Consider the following 17,463-nt stretch of genomic DNA (forward strand, 5'->3'; position numbering starts at 1 on the left):
ATGGCAGGCTGGCTGAACCCGACGCTCGACCTGAAGCTGAACGCCCTCGGAATCGTTCTGTACATCCTCGGCGGGCTGCTGGGCGCGCGGTTCGTCACCTGGACCGGATCTCGCATCACTGCCCGCATCGACCAGAACTATCAGCACAGCGACGCACTCGTGCGGTCCGAGGCCGCCAAACACCGTCATGCCCTGGCTCAGGTCATCACGTGGGTGCTGGTCACGCTCATCTACATCCTCGTCACCATCGAAGTGTTGCGTCGCTTCGGATTCGGCGTCGGTGGTCTCGTGGCACCCGCGACGGTCATCGGTGCCGCCCTCGGCTTCGGTGCTCAGCGCGTAGTGCAGGACATTCTGGCCGGGTTCTTCATCATCACCGAACGGCAGTACGGCTTCGGTGACGTTGTCCAGATCGCCGTCAACGGATCGGCCGAGGACGCCGAGGGCACCGTCGAGGACGTGACGCTCCGAGTGACTCGGGTGCGCAGCGTCGATGGCGAGGTCATCACGGTCCCGAACGGGCAGATCGTCAAGGCGATCAATCTGTCGAAGGATTGGGCGCGCGCAGTCGTCGACGTCCCGGTCCCCAGCACCGCAGATCTCACCCAGGTGAACGCGTTGCTCCGTGCAGTCGGCCGTGACGCATTCGCCGACACGCGATTGCGTCCGCTCCTGCTCGACGAACCGACCGTGATGGGAGTGGAGAGCATCGAGGTGGGGCAGGTCAACGTGCGCTTGGTCGCGCGGACGCTGCCGGGCAAGCAGTTCCAGGTGGGGCGAGAGCTTCGAGTGCGAGTGGCCGCCGCTCTGCAGCCCGAGGGCATCAACGTTGCCCCCGACGTCAGTACGGCCGGGGTCGCACCGGAATCGTCGGGACGAGATCGGACGGAAGACCAGTGAGTTCACCTGATACCGGAACCGAACGCTCGCAACGAAATTGGCGGCAGTGGCGCATTCCGGCCAAGATCTACGGCCGCGTCCGCACATCCACCGTCGCGTTCGGCATCTGCTTCGTGCTTACGGGCCTGCTCTACGGACAGGTCAGTGCCGACATCGCCAAGAGGGACGAGCAGCGGATCGAGGGCCCTGTCGCTGTCGATCCGTCCGAGCTCACCCCCTACAACCAGCCCCAGACCTCCGAGCAGCGATACTCGACAACCACGGTCTCGCCGACTCCGTCGGCCACCGTCGATCCGGAGCAGTCGGGAACCGTCGAGGAATCCGGACAGCAGGCCACCACGACGACAGTTTCGCCGACGACGACCGCGCCGTTCGGCGTGCCGATTCCGCCGGCGATTCAGTCGCTGATTCCCACCCAGCCTGCACCGACGTCATCGCGCTGACGCTGCCTTTACCGTCTCTCGGGACTCGCCGTGGTACCCGCACGGTTCCGACGGTTACCGGCGGGTAAGGACTACACTGGCGACCCGTGATCAGCACCTCGAATGTGTCCAAGTCCTACAAGACCTCCACCAGGCCCGCCCTGGACAAAGTGACGGTCTCCATCGACAAGGGTGAGTTCGTGTTCCTGATCGGCCCGTCCGGTTCGGGCAAATCGACGTTCATGCGGCTGCTGCTCAAGGAGGAGACGCCCACCTCCGGTGACATCCACGTTGCCGACTTCCACGTGAACCGGCTGGCGGCCCGTCGCGTCCCGCGACTGCGGCAGAGCATGGGCTGCGTCTTCCAGGACTTTCGTCTCTTGCAGCAGAAGACCGTGGTGGAAAACGTGGCATTTGCGCTCGAGGTGATCGGCAAGCCGCGTTCGATGATCAAACGCACCGTCCCCGAGGTTCTCGACCTGGTGGGACTCGGCGGCAAGTCCGATCGTCTGCCGAACGAGCTGTCCGGTGGTGAGCAGCAGCGTGTGGCGATTGCCCGAGCTTTCGTCAATCGCCCGCTGGTCCTGCTTGCGGACGAGCCGACCGGAAACCTGGATCCCGACACCAGCCAGGACATCATGTTGCTGCTCGAGCGCATCAACCGCACCGGAACCACTGTGCTGATGGCGACCCACGACAACCACATCGTCGACTCGATGCGCCGCCGCGTCGTCGAACTCGACAACGGACGAGTCGTTCGTGACGAGGCCCGCGGGGTCTACGGCGTCGGGCGCTGACGCCGCCCACCGGACAGGACCGCTCAGACTTCTCGACCGAACGAATCGAAGGGCTCGGATTCCGCGATGCGCGCAAGTTTCATCTTCAGTGAGGTCCTCACCGGACTTCGCCGCAACATCACCATGACGGTCGCCATGATCTTGACGACAGCCATATCCCTCGGCCTGTTCGGCGGCGGATTGCTCGTGGTGCAGATGGCGGGAAAGACCCAGCAGATCTTCCTCGACAGAGTGGAAGTCCAGATCTTTCTCACGGACGACATCTCCGCAACGGATGCCGACTGCGCACAGGAGACCTGCGCCACCCTGCGATCGGATCTGGAGAACACCCCATCGGTGGTCTCTGTGCAGTACCTCAATCGTGAGGATGCGGTGAAGGACGCCACCGAGCGAGTGTTCAAGGATCAGCCCGAACTGGCCGAACTGGTCAGTGCCGACAGCTTTCCCGCGTCGTTCAAGGTTCGCCTGAGTGATCCCGAGCGGTTCGGGGTGATCAACGACAATTTCGAGAATCGACCGGGCGTGCAGAGCGTGCTCAATCAACGCGATCTGGTCGAGCGATTGTTCAGCGTGCTCAACGGTGTGCGGAACGCTGCCTTCGCGATCGCCACGGTGCAGGCGATCGCCGCAATTCTCCTGATCGCCAACATGGTTCAGATCGCTGCGTTCACCAGACGAACCGAAGTCGGCATCATGCGGTTGGTCGGTGCCACTCGCTGGTACACCCAGCTGCCGTTCCTGCTCGAGGCGGTGGTGGCGGCCCTGATCGGATCCGCGCTCGCCATCGCCGGCCTGTTCACTGCGAAGAACATGTTCATCGACGATGTTCTGTCCGACGTGTATCAGGCCAATATTCTGGCCCGGATTTCGAATAGTGACGTCCTCCTCGTCTCGCCGTTCCTCGCGCTGGTGGGAGTCGGCATGGCAGCAGTGACGGCATACATCACGCTGCGCCTGTACGTGCGCGAATAAATTCGCTTGTCGTTCGGTTCTATGCTGGAGCGGTTGCCCGTGGAACCGCTCCACGCGGCGAATGCTCGAGAAAGGGCCCTGCAGTGAGAGAGAAGGGCCGCAAGGCCATCGCGACCAATCGCAAGGCGCGGCACAACTACTCCATACTCGACGTCCTCGAGGCCGGAGTTGCCCTCGTCGGAACCGAGGTCAAGAGTCTGCGCGACGGCAAAGCCTCCCTGGTCGACGCCTTCGCGACCGTCGACGACGGTGAAATCTGGCTGCGCGGACTGCACATCGCGGAGTACACGCTCGGTAGCTGGACCAACCATGCGCCGCGGCGAAACCGCAAACTGCTTCTTCACCGTCGCGAGATCGACCGCCTTGCAAGCAAGGTCAAAGAGGGCAACCTCACGCTGGTGCCGTTGTCGATGTATTTCTCCGACGGCAAGGTCAAGGTCGAACTTGCCTTGGCCAAGGGCAAGCAGGACTACGACAAGAGACAGTCGTTGGCCAAGCGCACCGCCGAACGCGAGGTCACTCGTGAGCTGGGGCGTCGTGTGAAGGGCATGCGCTGACCGCTGTTCTGCTCGCTCTGGTAGCTGCTGTGGGCTATGGGGTGAGCGATTTCGTCGGCGGTGTCGCATCCCGCCGGGTAGCGGCACTGCGCGTGGTCATCGTCTCGTACCCACTGTCGCTGGTGATCGTTCTGCTCGTGGCTCCGTTCGTCGGCGGCACGATCGAGCTCTCTGCGATGTTGTGGGGGCTGGCCTCGGGTGTCGCAGGCGGCGTTGCGGTGTGGTGGTTCTATCTGGCGCTCGCCGCCGGTCCGATGGCCGTTGTTTCGCCTGTCACCGCGGTACTGGTCGCCGGTATCCCGGTGCTGGTCGGGCTGTCGATGGGCGAGCGTCCCGGCATCATCGCGTTCGTCGGCATCGCAGTCGCCCTGGTGGCCGTGGTGCTGGTCAGCAAGGAATCCCCGGACGAGGTGACCGGTGAAGTGGCAGGCGGTCGGGAGATGAAGTTCACCCGAACCGTGGCCTGGTTGACGGTCGGTTCGGGCGTGACGTTCGCTTTCGCGTTCATTTTTCTGCATCGGATAGGCGACGGCAGTGGACTGTGGCCGCTCGCGGCGTCGCGTGCGTCGGCAACCGCGGTGGTCTGGGTGGTAGCTCTGGCTTCCGGGCATTTCTCGCCCCCGCACGGCAGCGTGCTCAAACTTGCGGCATTCGTCAGTGTGCTCGACGTGGTTGCCAATGCCGCCCTGATCTACGCCTATCAGGACGGCCTTCTGTCGTTGGTGAGCGTCATTGCCTCGCTCTATCCGGCAGCAACGGTCTTGCTGGCCATGGTGATGCTCGGCGAGAGAGTCGGCACTCTGCAGAAGATCGGAATGGCGTTGGCGCTCGGCGCGATCGCGATGATTGCCCTCGCAGGTTGAACTGGACCGCTCGGGGGTAATGACCTCGTTTATGACAGCTTCCGATTCGCCGTCCGACATCCCCGTGGTTCAGGACGACGGACGCCCACCCCGCGTGCTGGTGACCGGTGCCACGGGATACCTCGGCGGGCGTCTGGCACCGCGTCTGCTCGACGAGGGGTACCGGGTCCGAGTGCTTGCTCGCACCCCCGGCAAGCTCGACAACGTGCCGTGGGCGGCGAATGTCGAGATCGTCCGCGGTGATCTGAGCGACCGGGAATCGCTGAAGGAGGCGCTGACCGGAGTCGACATCATGTACTACCTGGTGCATTCCATGGGCACCGCAGGCCATTCCGATTTCGCCGATACCGAACGCGACAGCGCCGAGAACGTCGCGGCCGTTGCTGCCGAGTGCGGCGTCGGTCGCATCGTGTATCTCGGTGGACTGCACCCGCCCACCGGTGAGTTGTCGCCCCACCTGAAGTCTCGTGCCGAGGTCGGACGCATTCTGATCGAGTCGGGCGTTCCCACCGTGGTGCTGCAGGCGGGCGTCGTGATCGGATCGGGTTCGGCGTCGTTCGAGATGATTCGCCACCTGACCAACCGACTTCCGGTGATGACCACGCCGCGGTGGGTACACAACCGAATCCAGCCGATCGCTGTCCGCGACGTGCTGCACTACCTGATCGGGGCCGCGAGCGCACCGATCGCCGAATCCCGGACCTTCGACATCGGTGGTCCGGACGTCATGCAGTACGGCGAGATGATGAACATCTACGCCGACGTCGCGGGACTGCGGCAGCGTCGCATCATCGTGCTTCCGGTGCTGACTCCGCGATTGGCCGGCCACTGGATCGGGTTGGTCACACCCATTCCGCGCGGGCTGGCGATGCCGCTCATCGAATCGCTGCAGTACGACGCCGTCGGTCACGAGATGGACATCGACGCCGTCGTGCCCCGCCCGGACAACGGTCTGACGGGCTACCGCGATTCGGTTCGGCTGGCACTGCGCAAGATCGACGACGGCGAGGTCGAGACGAGGTGGACCGACGCCACCGGTACCGCGGCACCGTCGGATCCACTTCCGTCGGACCCGGATTGGGCCGGAGAAGTGGTGTACACCGACACTCGGGTCGCCAGAAGTACGGCGGAGTCGAGTGCGATCCGGCCTGCATTGGAACGATTGGCCGACGCAGACGTGCTCACCGGCTGGCGTCGCGACGCCACCGGACCCGACGCGTCGGCGTCGGGCATCGAACACACCACCCGGCTCAAGTCCTCGACCCGGCTGCCCGGCGAGGCGTGGCTGGACCTCACGGTCGGGGGAACCGCGAAGCAGCCGACGATCGAGCAGCGGTTGGTGTTCTTCCCGCGTGGACTGGCCGGTCGCGCAGTCTGGTACGCCTCACTGCCGGCACGGTTGGTCGTGGCGCGCCGAATGCTGCGCACAGTGGTGCAGCGTGTGGACGCGGATGCCGCATCGCACGCCACGGATCGCCGTGCGAGAAGTTAATGGGATGAATGTGTCCATGCGAGGCGTTACACTGAACAGCCCGGACACAGTGTTCGGGAACATACGGGGCTGAACGGTTTCGACTTTGTATGTTGAGTCAGGGGAAGCGTGTCGGTGCAGGCGAGAGACCACCGTAAGCGTCATCGCAACCTTATAAGCGCCGATTCCAATCAGCGCGACTACGCACTCGCTGCCTAAGTAGCGACTGCGTGTCTGTCAGTCCGGGCTTGCCCTCGGCCCGGGTACTGGCATCAGCTAGAGGGCTCACCGATTCATCCGGCCGCGGGATGATGAGGAACATCAAACAGTGGCTGGGATCGTCATCCTGACTTGTTCGCGAGATCGGGAGATCCAAGTAGAGACATAGCGGACTGCACACGGAGAAGCCCTGGCAATGCAGCAGAGGACCCGGGTTCGATTCCCGGCAGCTCCACCGCAGAAGACCGGGCCGAGAGACACACTCTCGGCCCGGTCTTCTTCTTTGTGTCTGACAGGTCACAATCGCCCCGTCCGAACCGACCCCACCCGAAGCGGCCTCGGTGCCGAATAACCGGCATGAGCAACGAGCCGACTCCAGTACTGCGCACCGGCAGGCGGGTGTCCGACCCTGCACTGGTCGTGTTGGTCCTCGGCGGCGGCAAGGACGTGAGCCGGGCGCGCAGTCGGCCCTGGCATCTGGCCGGCCTGCGAATGTGGCCGTTCACCTGGATGCTTCGGCGCGTGGGACGCGAACGCGGCATTTCGGTGCAGCAATTGCAGTACCGGTTCCGCGGCTGGAACGCCCCCGAACGGTCTCCGGTCGAGGACGCCCGCTGGGCGCTGGACCGAATCCGCGCCGAGCATCCTGACGTTCACGTGGTGGTCGTCGGCCATTCGATGGGTGGCCGCACCGCCGCTGCCCTGGTCGACGATCCTTCTGTCGTGGGTGTGGTGGCCCTGGCCCCGTGGTGGCCGGAGGGTGTGGAAGCCGACGCATTCGGCGCGCACCATGCGTTACTCGTCGTACACGGCACTGCCGACAAGTGGACCGATCCGAGAACCTCGCGCCGTGCGACCGAGAGAGCAGCATCCAGAGGGGCGACTGCTCGCTACCTTTCCGTTCCGGGTGGGCATTTCATGCTCCGTAATCCGCGGGTCTGGTCGAGGGCCACGCGTGACTTCGTCCTCGGCATTGCCGCCGATACCAAGGCCGACTGCATGGGCAGGCAGTCGTGACGCGCCGTCGTATTGCGGTGGTCGGGAGCGGCATCGCCGGCCTGACGGCCGCATACGCACTGTCGAAGAACTCGTCGGTGACGTTGTACGAGGCAGAATCCCGCCTCGGCGGTCACGCGGACACGCACTATGTCGACGGCCCCGACGGTCCGGTAGGCGTCGACACAGGGTTCATCGTGCACAACGACCGCACGTATCCGACGCTGCTTCGGCTGTTCGCCGAACTCGACGTACCCACCCAGGATTCGGACATGAGCATGTCCGTGCGCTGCGACGGGTGCGGGCTCGAGTACTCGGGCGGCCAGGGCATGCGCGGAATCCTGGCGCAACGTACGGCGGTGTTCAAACCACGATTCGTGTCGATGTTGCTCGATGTCAAGCGTTTTCATCGGCTGGCGACCGAACTTCTGGACAGCCCGGACTCGGCGGATTCCGAGATCACACTCGGTGCATTTCTCGAACACCATTCGTTCTCGGCATATTTCGAATCCCACTTCATGACGCCGTTGGTGTCGGCGGTGTGGTCGTGTGATCCGGACACAGCGCTCGCTTACCCGGCTCGCTACCTGTTCTCCTTTCTTCAGCACCACGGAATGCTCACCGTCACAGGATCTCCCACCTGGCGTACCGTCACGGGCGGGTCCATCGAATACGTTCGCCGGGTTGCGTCGCACATCGATGAGGTGTTGCTCGATACTCCGGTACGCGCGGTCTACAGGTCCGAGGACTTTGTGCAGATCCGGGACGGTCGCGACGACCTCCGCACGTTCGACGCCGCCGTGATCGCGGTCCATCCCGGTGCCGCGCTGAAGATGCTCGCAGAACCGACCGCGCTCGAGCACAGCATTCTCGGTGCGATGCCGTACTCGGTCAATCACACTGCACTGCACACGGACTCGTCGGTGTTGCCGAAGAACACCAGGGCGCGGGCCTCGTGGAACTACCACCTCCCGTCCTGTAGCGCCAGGCCCGATCGAGTTCTGGTCAGCTACGACCTGACGAGGTTGCAGCGGTTGGACGACACCGATCGAAGGATGCTGGTCACCCTCGGTGGAGCGGATCGCATCGACCCGAACGCGGTGCTCGACGACATGACCTACGAGCACCCGCAGTACACCCCCGAATCCGTGGCAGCGCAGCGTCGGCTGCCCGAATTGGACACCGATACGGTGGCGTTCGCCGGGGCGTACCACGGCTGGGGATTCCACGAGGACGGCGCGTTGTCCGGAGCGCGCGCTGCGCAACGGGTGGGGGCCACGTGGCTCTGACGTCCGTTCTTCCGACCACCCGCGCACACGGAGCGGCGCTGTATCTCACTCGGATCGATCACGTGCGACGCGCGCCGATTCGAAACGCGTTCTCGTACAAGAGTTACAGCTGGTTCGTCGACCTCGACGCGCTCCCCGAGTTGCCGCGGATGTTGCGACCGCTGGCATCGTTCGACTCACGTGATCACCTGGGCGACCCCGACGCCACCATTCGTCAGAACGTCGATGCGTTCCTGGCGGAGAACGGTATCGATCTGGGCGGCGGACGGATCACGATGTTGGCCAGCGCCCGGGTGTTCGGACACACGTTCAACCCGCTGAGTGTGTACTGGTGTCACGACCGCGACGGAGACCTCCGCTGCGTGGTGGCCGAGGTGCACAACACCTACGGCGAGCGATACCGGTATCTGCTGCACACCGATCGCCGCGGCGCGGCACGGACGACCAAGGAGTTCTACGTCTCGCCGTTCAACGAGGTCGACGGTGAGTACTCCATGCAGCTGCCCGAGCCGGACGCCGCGCTCCGGCTGTCGATCGTCCTCGAACGTCCCGGTCACCCTCCGTTCGTCGCGACCGTCGACGGCCGTCGACGCGAGGTGACGACGCGGTCGATTCTGCGCACCGCACTGGAGATCCCGATTGCGCCCTTGCGAGTGGTGATACAGATCCGCTGGCAAGGCATTCGGCTCTGGGCGCGGGGTCTGAAGATCGTGCAGAAACCTGCCCCTCCGGGGGAACGAAGAATTCAGAAGGAAGGGGCCCACAGATGACAACTGTGTCGAAATCCAATTCTGTGTCGAACCCGTACGGTTCCGCTGCCGGTCCGCGCCCGTCGGTCGATCCGCGGGTCTGGCCTCAGATCGCCCATGTTCCCGGTGGCATGAAGGTTGCTGCCGCCGCGCCCGTCGCCGACTTACTCTTCCGTCGTGCGGTCGCGGGATTGCAGGTCCGGGTTGCGATGCCCGAGGGCGAAGTGATCGGGGCCGGGTCGGCCGACGCACCGTTGATGACCGTCTATCGGCCACACGACTTCGCCGCACGGGTCGGAGACAGTGGACTCATCGGATTCGGTGAGGCATACATGGCCGGAGACTGGGACGCCGAGGACCTCACTGCCGTGCTCGAGGTATTCGCCCGGCGAATGGCGTCGCTGATTCCCAAGTCCTTGCAGCGCCTCCGAGGGCTCTATATCCCCAAACCTCCACGGAGCGAGCGGAATACGACCAAGAACACGCGATCCAACATCTCACGGCACTACGACTTGTCGAACGACCTCTTCGAACTCTTCCTCGACGAGACGATGACCTACTCGAGTGCGTTGTTCGCCCGAGCGGGAAGCGGCAACGACAGTGAGGAGCTCGCCGACGCTCAGCGCCGAAAGATCGACCGTCTTCTCGACCGCGCGGGCGTCGGCGATGGAAGCCGGGTTCTCGAGATCGGCACCGGATGGGGCGAGCTGGCTATCCGTGCGGCCGCTCGTGGTGCGACGGTACGGTCGGTGACATTGTCGACCGAACAGCAGGAACTAGCCCGGAAGCGTTGTGCCGCTGCGGGTTACGGAGATCGAATTCAGATCGATCTCCTCGACTATCGTCTGGTCGACGGCGAGTACGACGCGATCGTGTCGGTCGAGATGATCGAGGCTGTCGGGCATCAGTACTGGGGAACGTACTTCGAGACGATCGACGCGCTGCTCGCGCCGGGTGGGCGGGTTGCCCTCCAGGCCATCACCATGCCGCACGATCGAATGCTGGCTACCCGAAACACGTACACCTGGGTACACAAGTACATCTTTCCCGGCGGGTTCCTGCCGTCGGTGCGGGCCATCGAGGAGGTGACCGAGCAGCACACCTCACTTCGGGTTCGCGAGCGTTTGTCCATGGGCGACCACTACGCGCGAACCCTCGCTCTGTGGGACAGTCGATTCCGTGAATACCGCAGCGAGGCATCCGATCTCGGTTTCGACGAGGTGTTCGCGCGAATGTGGCACTTCTACCTGTGCTACTCGGAGGCCGGATTTCGATCCGGGTACCTCGATGTTCAGCAGATCGTGCTCGACCGAAGGGACAACCGATGACCACCTCGACACTTTCCGTGGACCGGACCCATCGCAGTGGCGGTGTCGCGCATCGGATTGCCGAGTTGATAGAACCCCTGGTGGGTGGCCCGCTTCCCGTTCGGCTGCAGGCGTGGGACGGATCCGTCGCAGGCGATGACTCGGCACCGAGAGTGCTGTTGCGGAGCCCCAGCGCCCTTCGTCGATTGCTGTGGAGCCCTGGCGAACTCGGTGCTGCGCAGGCGTACGTCACCGGGGAGTTGGACGTCGACGGGGATCTTGCCGCGGCTCTCGATCACGTCTGGGGCGTGGTGCGTGAGCGCCGACTCTCGGCCGTCCGACCGGGGCCGGCGTCGCTGCTGCGGTTGGCAAGGCTGGCAAAGGATCTCGGAGTGTTCGGCCGCCCACTACCGCCGCCCGTGTCGCAGGCCTCGGTGAAGGGGCGGCTGCACTCGATGCTCCGTGACCGCGCTGCGATCAGCCACCATTACGACCTGTCCAACGACTTCTACGAGCTGGTCCTCGATTCGCACATGGCGTACTCGTCGGCGTACTGGACCTCGGATGCGCCGGACTACACCCTCGATGACGCCCAGCGCGACAAACTCGACCTCGTGTGTCGAAAGATCGGGCTCGACAAGCGCGCAGGGCAACGCTTTCTCGACGTCGGCTGCGGCTGGGGGTCCCTGAGCCTGCATGCGGCTCAGGAGTACGGAGCGCATGTCGTCGGAGTGACCATCTCGCGCGAACAGAAAGCCTTCATCGACAAGCGAATCGCCGATCGAGGGCTGCAGGACCGCGTCGAGATCCGAATCCAGGACTACCGGGAGATTCCGGACGGTCCGTTCGACGCGGTGGCGTCGATCGAGATGGGCGAGCATGTGGGGGAGGCGAACTACCCGACCTACACCGCCGCACTGCACGCCAACGTCAAGCCCGGCGGCCGCGTGCTGATCCAGCAGATGTCGCGGAGGGAAGGCGACAACCCCGGCGGCGGAGCATTCATCGAATCGTTCATCGCGCCGGACATGTACATGCGCCCGGTCGGGCGGACCGTCGCAATGATCGAGGAGGCCGGCCTCGAGGTTCGCGACGTCCACGCGCTTCGGGAGCATTACGTGCGAACCGTCGACGTCTGGACCGAGCGCTTCGAGGCGCGCTTCGACGACGTGGTGGCGATGGTCGGGGAAGAGGTCGCCCGCGTGTGGCGGCTGTATCTCATCGGCGGCGGAATGGCATTCCGCGACAACAGGATGGGCGTCGACCAGATCCTGGCGGTCAGGTCCGAGCACGGACCATCGGACATGGAACCGGTGCGGCCGACCTGGACGACCACCGGATGAACTGGTCGGACTTCCTGACCGTATCGCTGGCGAGCCTCGGCGGTACCGCTGTCCTGATGATCGTCACCGCCCTCATCGGCGCGCGTATCGGACGGCACAACGTCGTGGACGTGACGTGGGGCGGCGGCTTCGTTCTGATCGCGCTGATCTCGGCTGCGACAGGAACAGGTGAACTGTGGCGTCGATTGCTTCTGCTCGCGCTCGTCGGCGTATGGGGACTTCGTCTTGCACTGCACGTCTTTCAGCGCTCACGCGGGCACGGTGAGGATCCGCGCTACACCGAACTGCTCTCCAAGGCCACCGGAAACGAAACCTTGTATGCCCTGCGCAAGATCTATCTGACGCAGGCAATTGCATTGTGGTTCGTGTCACTGCCGTTGCAGGTATCCGCTGTCGCACACGGATCGGTCCCCACCGTCGTCGTACTCGGCGTACTGGTCTGGATGCTCGGATGGACGTTCGAGGCAGTGGGCGATGCGCAGTTGAAAGCCTTCAAGGCCGACGCGTCGAACAAGGGCAAGATCATGGATCGTGGTCTCTGGTCCTGGACGCGGCACCCCAACTACTTCGGGGACTCGGCAGTCTGGTGGGGGCTGTTCCTCGTCTCGGCGTCGGCCTGGCCCGGAGTGTTCACACTGCTGTCGCCTATCGCGATGACGTACTTCCTGGTGTTCGCCACCGGTGCACGGCTGCTGGAGCGCAGCATGGAGAAACGTCCGGGGTATCGCGAATACCAGCAGCGGACCAGCTATTTCCTCCCACGGCCGCCGAAAGGACCCAGCAAGTAGCTCGCGGGTGGGGCAGCGGCGCTAGGGTTGTCGAGGAGTTCGATTCATCGATCGAGTTCGGTTCGACCACAACGAGGAGGCGCATCGTGGCGCACGAGAGAGCTGGAACCACTGCACTGCCGGAGGATCTGGTTGATCTTTCGCAACTCGTGACGGCGTACTACTCGCGGGTTCCGGATGTGTCCGACCCGAGTCAGCAGGTGGTCTTCGGTACGTCCGGACACCGAGGGTCGAGCCTCGATTCGGCGTTCAACGAGGCCCATATCGTGGCGACGACGCAGGCGATCGTGGAGTACCGCGCTGCGCAAGGCATCACCGGGCCCCTGTTCATCGGCCGGGACACCCACGCGTTGTCGGAACCGGCCTGGACGACGGCTCTGGAAGTGTTGGCCGCCAACGACGTCGACGTACTGGTCGATTCGGGGGATCGGTACACGCCCACCCCTGCCGTCAGTCATGCCATCCTTCGCCACAACGAGTCGGGCCCGGCGGCGAAGGCCGACGGCATCGTGGTGACTCCGTCCCACAATCCGCCACGGGACGGCGGCTTCAAGTACAACCCTCCGCACGGCGGGCCGGCCGACAGCGACGCGACGTCGGTCATCGCAGCCCGCGCGAACGATCTTCTGCGCGAGGGTATCTCGGGCATCAAGCGCGTAACACTGGCGCAGGCCTTCGCGGGGAGCGTCTCGCGGTACGACTTCCTCGGCACCTACGTGGACGACCTGCCGAACGTCGTCGATCTCGATGCGATCCGCGCGGCCGGTGTTCGGATCGGTGCCGATCCGCTCGGCGGAGCCAGTGTCGACTACTGGGACGCCATCGCCGAGCGACACAACCTCGATCTGACCGTCGTCAATCCGTTGGTGGACGGCACGTTCCGCTTCATGACGCTCGACACCGACGGCAAGATCAGGATGGACTGCTCGTCGCCGAACGCGATGGCGTCGCTCATCGCTGCACGCGATCGATTCGACATTTCCACCGGCAACGATGCCGATTCCGATCGGCACGGCATCGTCACCCCCGACGGTGGCCTGATGAATCCCAATCACTACCTCGCTGTTGCCATCGACTACCTGTTCACTCATCGGCCCGGGTGGTCGCCCACGGCGGCGGTGGGCAAGACCCTCGTGAGCTCGTCGATGATCGACCGCGTGGTGGCCGGCCTCGGCCGCCGTCTGCTCGAGGTGCCGGTCGGATTCAAATGGTTCGTACCCGGCCTACTCGCCGGCGATCTCGGATTCGGCGGGGAAGAAAGCGCCGGGGCGTCGTTCCTCCGACACGACGGTCGCGTCTGGACCACCGACAAGGACGGCATCATCCTCGCGCTGCTGGCGTCGGAGATCACCGCAGTCACCGGATCCACGCCGTCCCAGCGTTACGGGGAGTTCACCGCGAAGTTCGGCGATCCCTCGTACGCCCGCGTCGACGCACCGGCCACGCGCGAGCAGAAGGCCGTTCTCGCCAAGCTCTCGCCCGACCAGATCACCGCAACCGAATTGGCAGGCGAACCGATCACGGCAACGCTGACCGAGGCTCCGGGCAACGGAGCTGCACTCGGTGGCCTGAAAGTGACGACGGAGAGCGCCTGGTTCGCTGCGCGCCCGTCCGGTACCGAGGACGTGTACAAGATCTACGCGGAGTCGTTCCATGGCAAGGAGCACCTCGCCGAGGTCCAAGATGCAGCACGTGAATTGGTGTCGTCCGCTCTCGAGAGCTCGTGACCGACTCGTCCCCACCCGACCACGACAGCTCGGCCTCCGAGCCGGCATTCCAACCCGGAAGCACACTCCCACCGGAGATCTGGGTACTGGTATCGGCGGCGTTCGTCATCGCCCTCGGATTCGGCATCGTTGCGCCTGCCCTGCCACAGTTCGCCCGAGAATTCGGTGTCGGCTATACCGCCGCGTCGGCAGTGATCAGTGCTTTCGCTCTCATGCGGTTGCTGTTCGCACCGGCCAGTGGCGCTCTGGTTCAGCGGCTCGGCGAACGACCCGTGTACCTGATCGGACTGCTGATCGTCGCGGTGTCCACCGGCGCGTGCGCTCTGGCCCAGACGTACTGGCAGCTGCTGGTGTTTCGCGGACTCGGCGGAATCGGGTCGACGATGTTCTCGGTGTCGGCTCTCGGACTGCTGATCAGAATCAGTCCACCGACCAGTAGGGGCCGCATCTCCGGGCTCTATGCGACCGCATTCTTGTTGGGAACCATCGGTGGTCCACTCGTCGGCGGCGCGCTCGTCGGTTTCGGTCTGCGGGTGCCGTTCGTCATCTATGCCGTGGCTCTCGTGATCGCTGCCGCCGTCGTGTATTTCACCCTCGGCAACTCCGAGCTCGTCAAACCGGAGAAGGGCTCGGCACCGCCGACGATGTCGCTGCTCGCTGCTCTCCGAATCCCGTCTTATCGGGCCGCGTTGGCGTCGAATTTCGCCAACGGTTGGGCAGTGTTCGGTGTCCGGGTGGCGTTGGTGCCGTTGTTCGTCGTCGAGGCGATGCAGCGATCCGAGGTGTTCGTCGGTATTGCTCTGACCGTGTTCGCAGTGGGAAACGCTCTGGTTCTCACCAGTGCAGGTCGCCTGTCCGACGTACGCGGACGCAAACCCTTCATGCTGGCCGGGTTGGCGGTGTGCGGCCTGGGCACCGTCGTGATGGGGTATGTGCACGATCCGGTGTTGTTCCTCGTGGTGTCGTTGATCGCCGGAATCGGATCGGGCCTGATGAGTCCTGCCCAGCAGGCATCGGTCGCCGACGTGATCGGCTCGAAGGCGCGCGGAGGACCCGTACTGGCTGCCTTCCAGATGGCGTCCGACGTGGGTGCGGTGATCGGCCCGATCGTGGCCGGGATGATCGTGGAGCGGGTCTCGTTCGGCCCGGCTTTCGCCGTGACCGGTGCGCTGCTTCTGGTGGCCGGACTCTGGTGGTCTCGCGTACCCGACACCCTCGAGCGCGAGCGCACCTGACACGCACATCCGTAGTATTCGCTCTGTGAGCCAGAAGAAGACATCGAGTACGAAACACACGCCACAGGCGACGTCCAACACAGTGACCTATGTATTGGGCGGTATCGCATTCTTGGTGGTGGTGATAGTCGTCGTGGTTGCGATCATGTGGCAGAGCGGAAGCGACGCCCCACGCAACGACGGCTACGGAACCGTCAAGAATCCCGAGGTCGAATTGTCGTTGCCAGGTGACGGCGTGGTGCAGCTGGCGCGTCCGGGAGCGCAGCGTGTGATCGATGTCTACGAAGATCCGATGTGCCCGTTCTGCGGCGATCTCGAAGAGAAGCACGGCCAGGAGTTGGCTCAGAAAATCGACGATGGCGTTGTCTCGGTGAATTACCACCTGGTCAATTTTCTCGATCCGTCGTCGGCCTCGGGTGACTATTCGACGCGTGCCGTCGCGGCGTCCCACTGTGTGGCAGCGACGGAGAACGCCCGGGTCTACTCCGCTTTTCACGGCGGGTTGTTCGACTCCGAATTCCGCCCGGTCGAAGGCGCGGACTCGGACAGAACCGATGCGGAACTAGCGGAGCTCGCTCGTTCCTCCGGAGCGAGCGAGCTGGCAACGGAGTGCATTGCCGGCGGAACCGAACGAGATGCCGCGGTGGCGGACGCGAACACCGGACGCGACGCTCTGGCGGCGTCGGGAGCGCGCGGGACGCCGGGGGTACTGGTCGACGGACAGGTTGTCGACGCGCTCGGTGACTCGGAATGGCTGGCCTCGATCAACTGATCCACCCCCGTGGGTGCGGCCGGTGGTCGAGTTCTCGGTACCGGCCGGACCAGGTGATTTGTTGCTGTTGCGACCGATGGTGTAACTTCGTTCGAGCAACCGCATGAGCGGTCGCACGCAGTAACTCGGGGCTATGGCGCAGCTGGTAGCGCACCACACTGGCAGTGTGGGGGTCAGGGGTTCGAGTCCCCTTAGCTCCACCGAGATTGTCAGCTCCACCGAGATGGTCAGCTTCACCGACGTGATCTGTCTCAGGAAACGAAAAAGCGCCGCTCTCGAGCGGCGCTTTTTCTTGTTTCGGTGCTGTAGGTCAGCGGTGACTAGTGGGCTGCGTCGAAGGCCTGCTCGACCTCGGCGGGAATTCTGCCTCGCGCGGAGATGTTGTGGCCGTTCGCCTTGGCCCATTCTCGGATGGCTTTGGTCTGATTGGCGTCGCGCTTCGCGCCGGTCGCAGAGGTACTCGACTTCTTCGTCCGCTTTCCACCGACTTTGGTGGAGTGTTCGATGTAATAGTCGAGCTTGCGATGAAATTCCTTGGCGTTCTTGTCACTCAGGTCGATTTCGTAGCTGACCCCGTTGACCGAATAGGTTATGTGTTCGCCACCGGATTCGATCGGTTTTTCGTCGATGTCGTCGACCAATTGCACATAGACTTTTCTGGCCATGCTGAAGCTCTCCAATGGTGCAGGGGATGATGCGGGGATGTCCAGATCGAACTGAGACGACTATACGGCCGAACAATGTGCTTATCCACGCGGGCCGGGGAATTGTTACGCGATTCGCAGAATTGTCGGGAATCGGATCGGGCGGTCGCCGAAACGCAGAGGTATATGCGAGAACATTGTCCCGATACGACCTAGGTCCTTATCGAAATCAAAGACAGACTGGCCGGTTCGTAGGCGCTTTTCCATCCCCGAGTCGGTTCGTGGTGGTTCGAGTGGGGGAGCCGGCTTATCGATGTGCGACGTGGCGGCGCGTTCGCAACGGATCGATTACGGAACGCACTCATTTCACTAACGAAAGATCATCCGAGGCGCGTCGATGACGACATCTGGT

Annotated in this window: 17 protein-coding genes, 1 tRNA gene and 1 other RNA gene; 18 read left to right on the plus strand and 1 reads right to left on the minus strand. The window is 63.9% G+C overall.

Going from position 1 to position 17,463, the window contains the following annotated elements:
• The 18 genes from ACQR3T_RS04700 (at position 1) to ACQR3T_RS04785 (ending at position 16,607) form a co-directional block, all read left to right on the plus strand.
• Positions 1-900, plus strand: a complete 900-nt coding sequence (locus tag ACQR3T_RS04700) for a mechanosensitive ion channel family protein (protein ID WP_428692659.1) — start codon at positions 1-3, stop codon at positions 898-900.
• The gene (locus tag ACQR3T_RS04705; RefSeq protein WP_428692660.1) at positions 897-1,343 is read left to right on the plus strand and encodes a hypothetical protein; all 447 of its coding nucleotides are present in this window, start codon (positions 897-899) and stop codon (positions 1,341-1,343) included. The genes ACQR3T_RS04700 and ACQR3T_RS04705 overlap by 4 nt, the downstream gene beginning before the upstream one ends.
• An 86-nt stretch (positions 1,344-1,429) precedes the next feature.
• Positions 1,430-2,119 carry a cell division ATP-binding protein FtsE gene (gene ftsE / locus ACQR3T_RS04710; protein WP_027496574.1) on the plus strand — a complete coding sequence of 230 codons (690 nt, stop codon included), beginning with the start codon at positions 1,430-1,432 and terminating at the stop codon, positions 2,117-2,119.
• A gap of 66 nt (positions 2,120-2,185) precedes the next feature.
• Positions 2,186-3,091: a permease-like cell division protein FtsX gene (gene ftsX / locus ACQR3T_RS04715; RefSeq protein WP_428692661.1), complete on the plus strand. Its 906-nt coding sequence runs from the start codon at positions 2,186-2,188 to the stop codon at positions 3,089-3,091.
• 83 nt (positions 3,092-3,174) lie between these two features.
• A complete protein-coding gene (gene smpB, locus ACQR3T_RS04720) occupies positions 3,175-3,648 on the plus strand; it encodes an SsrA-binding protein SmpB (RefSeq protein ID WP_032397704.1) in 474 nt (157 codons plus the stop codon).
• An 8-nt stretch (positions 3,649-3,656) separates the two neighbouring features.
• Positions 3,657-4,511, plus strand: a complete 855-nt coding sequence (locus tag ACQR3T_RS04725; RefSeq protein WP_080730458.1) for a DMT family transporter — start codon at positions 3,657-3,659, stop codon at positions 4,509-4,511.
• 31 nt (positions 4,512-4,542) lie between these two features.
• On the plus strand, positions 4,543-6,003 hold the full coding sequence (locus ACQR3T_RS04730) for an SDR family NAD(P)-dependent oxidoreductase (RefSeq protein ID WP_428692662.1): 1,461 nt from the start codon (positions 4,543-4,545) through the stop codon (positions 6,001-6,003).
• A gap of 65 nt (positions 6,004-6,068) precedes the next feature.
• Positions 6,069-6,439, plus strand: a transfer-messenger RNA (tmRNA) gene (gene ssrA, locus ACQR3T_RS04735).
• Positions 6,440-6,558: 119 nt separating this feature from the next.
• Positions 6,559-7,218: an alpha/beta hydrolase family protein gene (locus ACQR3T_RS04740; RefSeq protein WP_052070192.1), complete on the plus strand. Its 660-nt coding sequence runs from the start codon at positions 6,559-6,561 to the stop codon at positions 7,216-7,218.
• A complete protein-coding gene (locus tag ACQR3T_RS04745) occupies positions 7,197-8,486 on the plus strand; it encodes an NAD(P)/FAD-dependent oxidoreductase (RefSeq protein WP_428693055.1) in 1,290 nt (429 codons plus the stop codon). Before ACQR3T_RS04740 ends, ACQR3T_RS04745 begins: the two co-directional genes overlap by 22 nt.
• The gene (locus tag ACQR3T_RS04750) at positions 8,477-9,256 is read left to right on the plus strand and encodes a DUF1365 domain-containing protein (RefSeq protein ID WP_052070194.1); all 780 of its coding nucleotides are present in this window, start codon (positions 8,477-8,479) and stop codon (positions 9,254-9,256) included. Before ACQR3T_RS04745 ends, ACQR3T_RS04750 begins: the two co-directional genes overlap by 10 nt.
• The gene (locus ACQR3T_RS04755; RefSeq protein WP_428692663.1) at positions 9,253-10,563 is read left to right on the plus strand and encodes a class I SAM-dependent methyltransferase; all 1,311 of its coding nucleotides are present in this window, start codon (positions 9,253-9,255) and stop codon (positions 10,561-10,563) included. The genes ACQR3T_RS04750 and ACQR3T_RS04755 overlap by 4 nt, the downstream gene beginning before the upstream one ends.
• Positions 10,560-11,885: a class I SAM-dependent methyltransferase gene (locus ACQR3T_RS04760; protein ID WP_428692664.1), complete on the plus strand. Its 1,326-nt coding sequence runs from the start codon at positions 10,560-10,562 to the stop codon at positions 11,883-11,885. The genes ACQR3T_RS04755 and ACQR3T_RS04760 overlap by 4 nt, the downstream gene beginning before the upstream one ends.
• Positions 11,882-12,673 (plus strand): DUF1295 domain-containing protein, encoded by a 792-nt coding sequence (locus tag ACQR3T_RS04765; protein WP_032376951.1) that lies wholly within the window; start codon positions 11,882-11,884, stop codon positions 12,671-12,673. The genes ACQR3T_RS04760 and ACQR3T_RS04765 overlap by 4 nt, the downstream gene beginning before the upstream one ends.
• Positions 12,674-12,759: 86 nt before the next feature.
• A complete protein-coding gene (gene pgm, locus ACQR3T_RS04770) occupies positions 12,760-14,400 on the plus strand; it encodes a phosphoglucomutase (alpha-D-glucose-1,6-bisphosphate-dependent) (RefSeq protein WP_428692665.1) in 1,641 nt (546 codons plus the stop codon).
• 77 nt (positions 14,401-14,477) lie between these two features.
• Positions 14,478-15,635: an MFS transporter gene (locus ACQR3T_RS04775; RefSeq protein ID WP_052070465.1), complete on the plus strand. Its 1,158-nt coding sequence runs from the start codon at positions 14,478-14,480 to the stop codon at positions 15,633-15,635.
• A gap of 25 nt (positions 15,636-15,660) precedes the next feature.
• A complete protein-coding gene (locus ACQR3T_RS04780; protein WP_428692666.1) occupies positions 15,661-16,407 on the plus strand; it encodes a DsbA family protein in 747 nt (248 codons plus the stop codon).
• A gap of 127 nt (positions 16,408-16,534) precedes the next feature.
• Positions 16,535-16,607, plus strand: a tRNA-Ala gene (locus tag ACQR3T_RS04785).
• Positions 16,608-16,727: 120 nt separating this feature from the next.
• Here ACQR3T_RS04785 and ACQR3T_RS04790 read toward each other — a convergent pair.
• Entirely contained in the window at positions 16,728-17,072 is a 345-nt protein-coding gene (locus ACQR3T_RS04790; RefSeq protein ID WP_032378160.1) for a histone-like nucleoid-structuring protein Lsr2, read from the minus strand.
• Positions 17,073-17,463 lie beyond the last annotated feature (391 nt).

It is taken from the genome of Rhodococcus sp. IEGM1428 (assembly GCF_050321865.1).
In the GTDB taxonomy this organism is placed as follows: Bacteria; Actinomycetota; Actinomycetes; order Mycobacteriales; family Mycobacteriaceae; genus Rhodococcoides.

Bases quoted from the DNA above. Each gene is read 5' to 3' on its own strand.
- ACQR3T_RS04700 (WP_428692659.1), top strand. From the start codon at position 1: ATGGCAGGCTGGCTGAACCCGACGCTCGACCTGAAGCTGAACGCCCTC.
- ftsX (WP_428692661.1), top strand. From the start codon at position 2,186: ATGCGCGCAAGTTTCATCTTCAGTGAGGTCCTCACCGGACTTCGCCGC.
- ACQR3T_RS04730 (WP_428692662.1), top strand. From the start codon at position 4,543: ATGACAGCTTCCGATTCGCCGTCCGACATCCCCGTGGTTCAGGACGAC.
- ACQR3T_RS04740 (WP_052070192.1), top strand. From the start codon at position 6,559: ATGAGCAACGAGCCGACTCCAGTACTGCGCACCGGCAGGCGGGTGTCC.
- ACQR3T_RS04755 (WP_428692663.1), top strand. From the start codon at position 9,253: ATGACAACTGTGTCGAAATCCAATTCTGTGTCGAACCCGTACGGTTCC.
- ACQR3T_RS04760 (WP_428692664.1), top strand. From the start codon at position 10,560: ATGACCACCTCGACACTTTCCGTGGACCGGACCCATCGCAGTGGCGGT.
- ACQR3T_RS04765 (WP_032376951.1), top strand. From the start codon at position 11,882: ATGAACTGGTCGGACTTCCTGACCGTATCGCTGGCGAGCCTCGGCGGT.
- ACQR3T_RS04790 (WP_032378160.1), bottom strand. From the start codon at position 17,072: ATGGCCAGAAAAGTCTATGTGCAATTGGTCGACGACATCGACGAAAAA.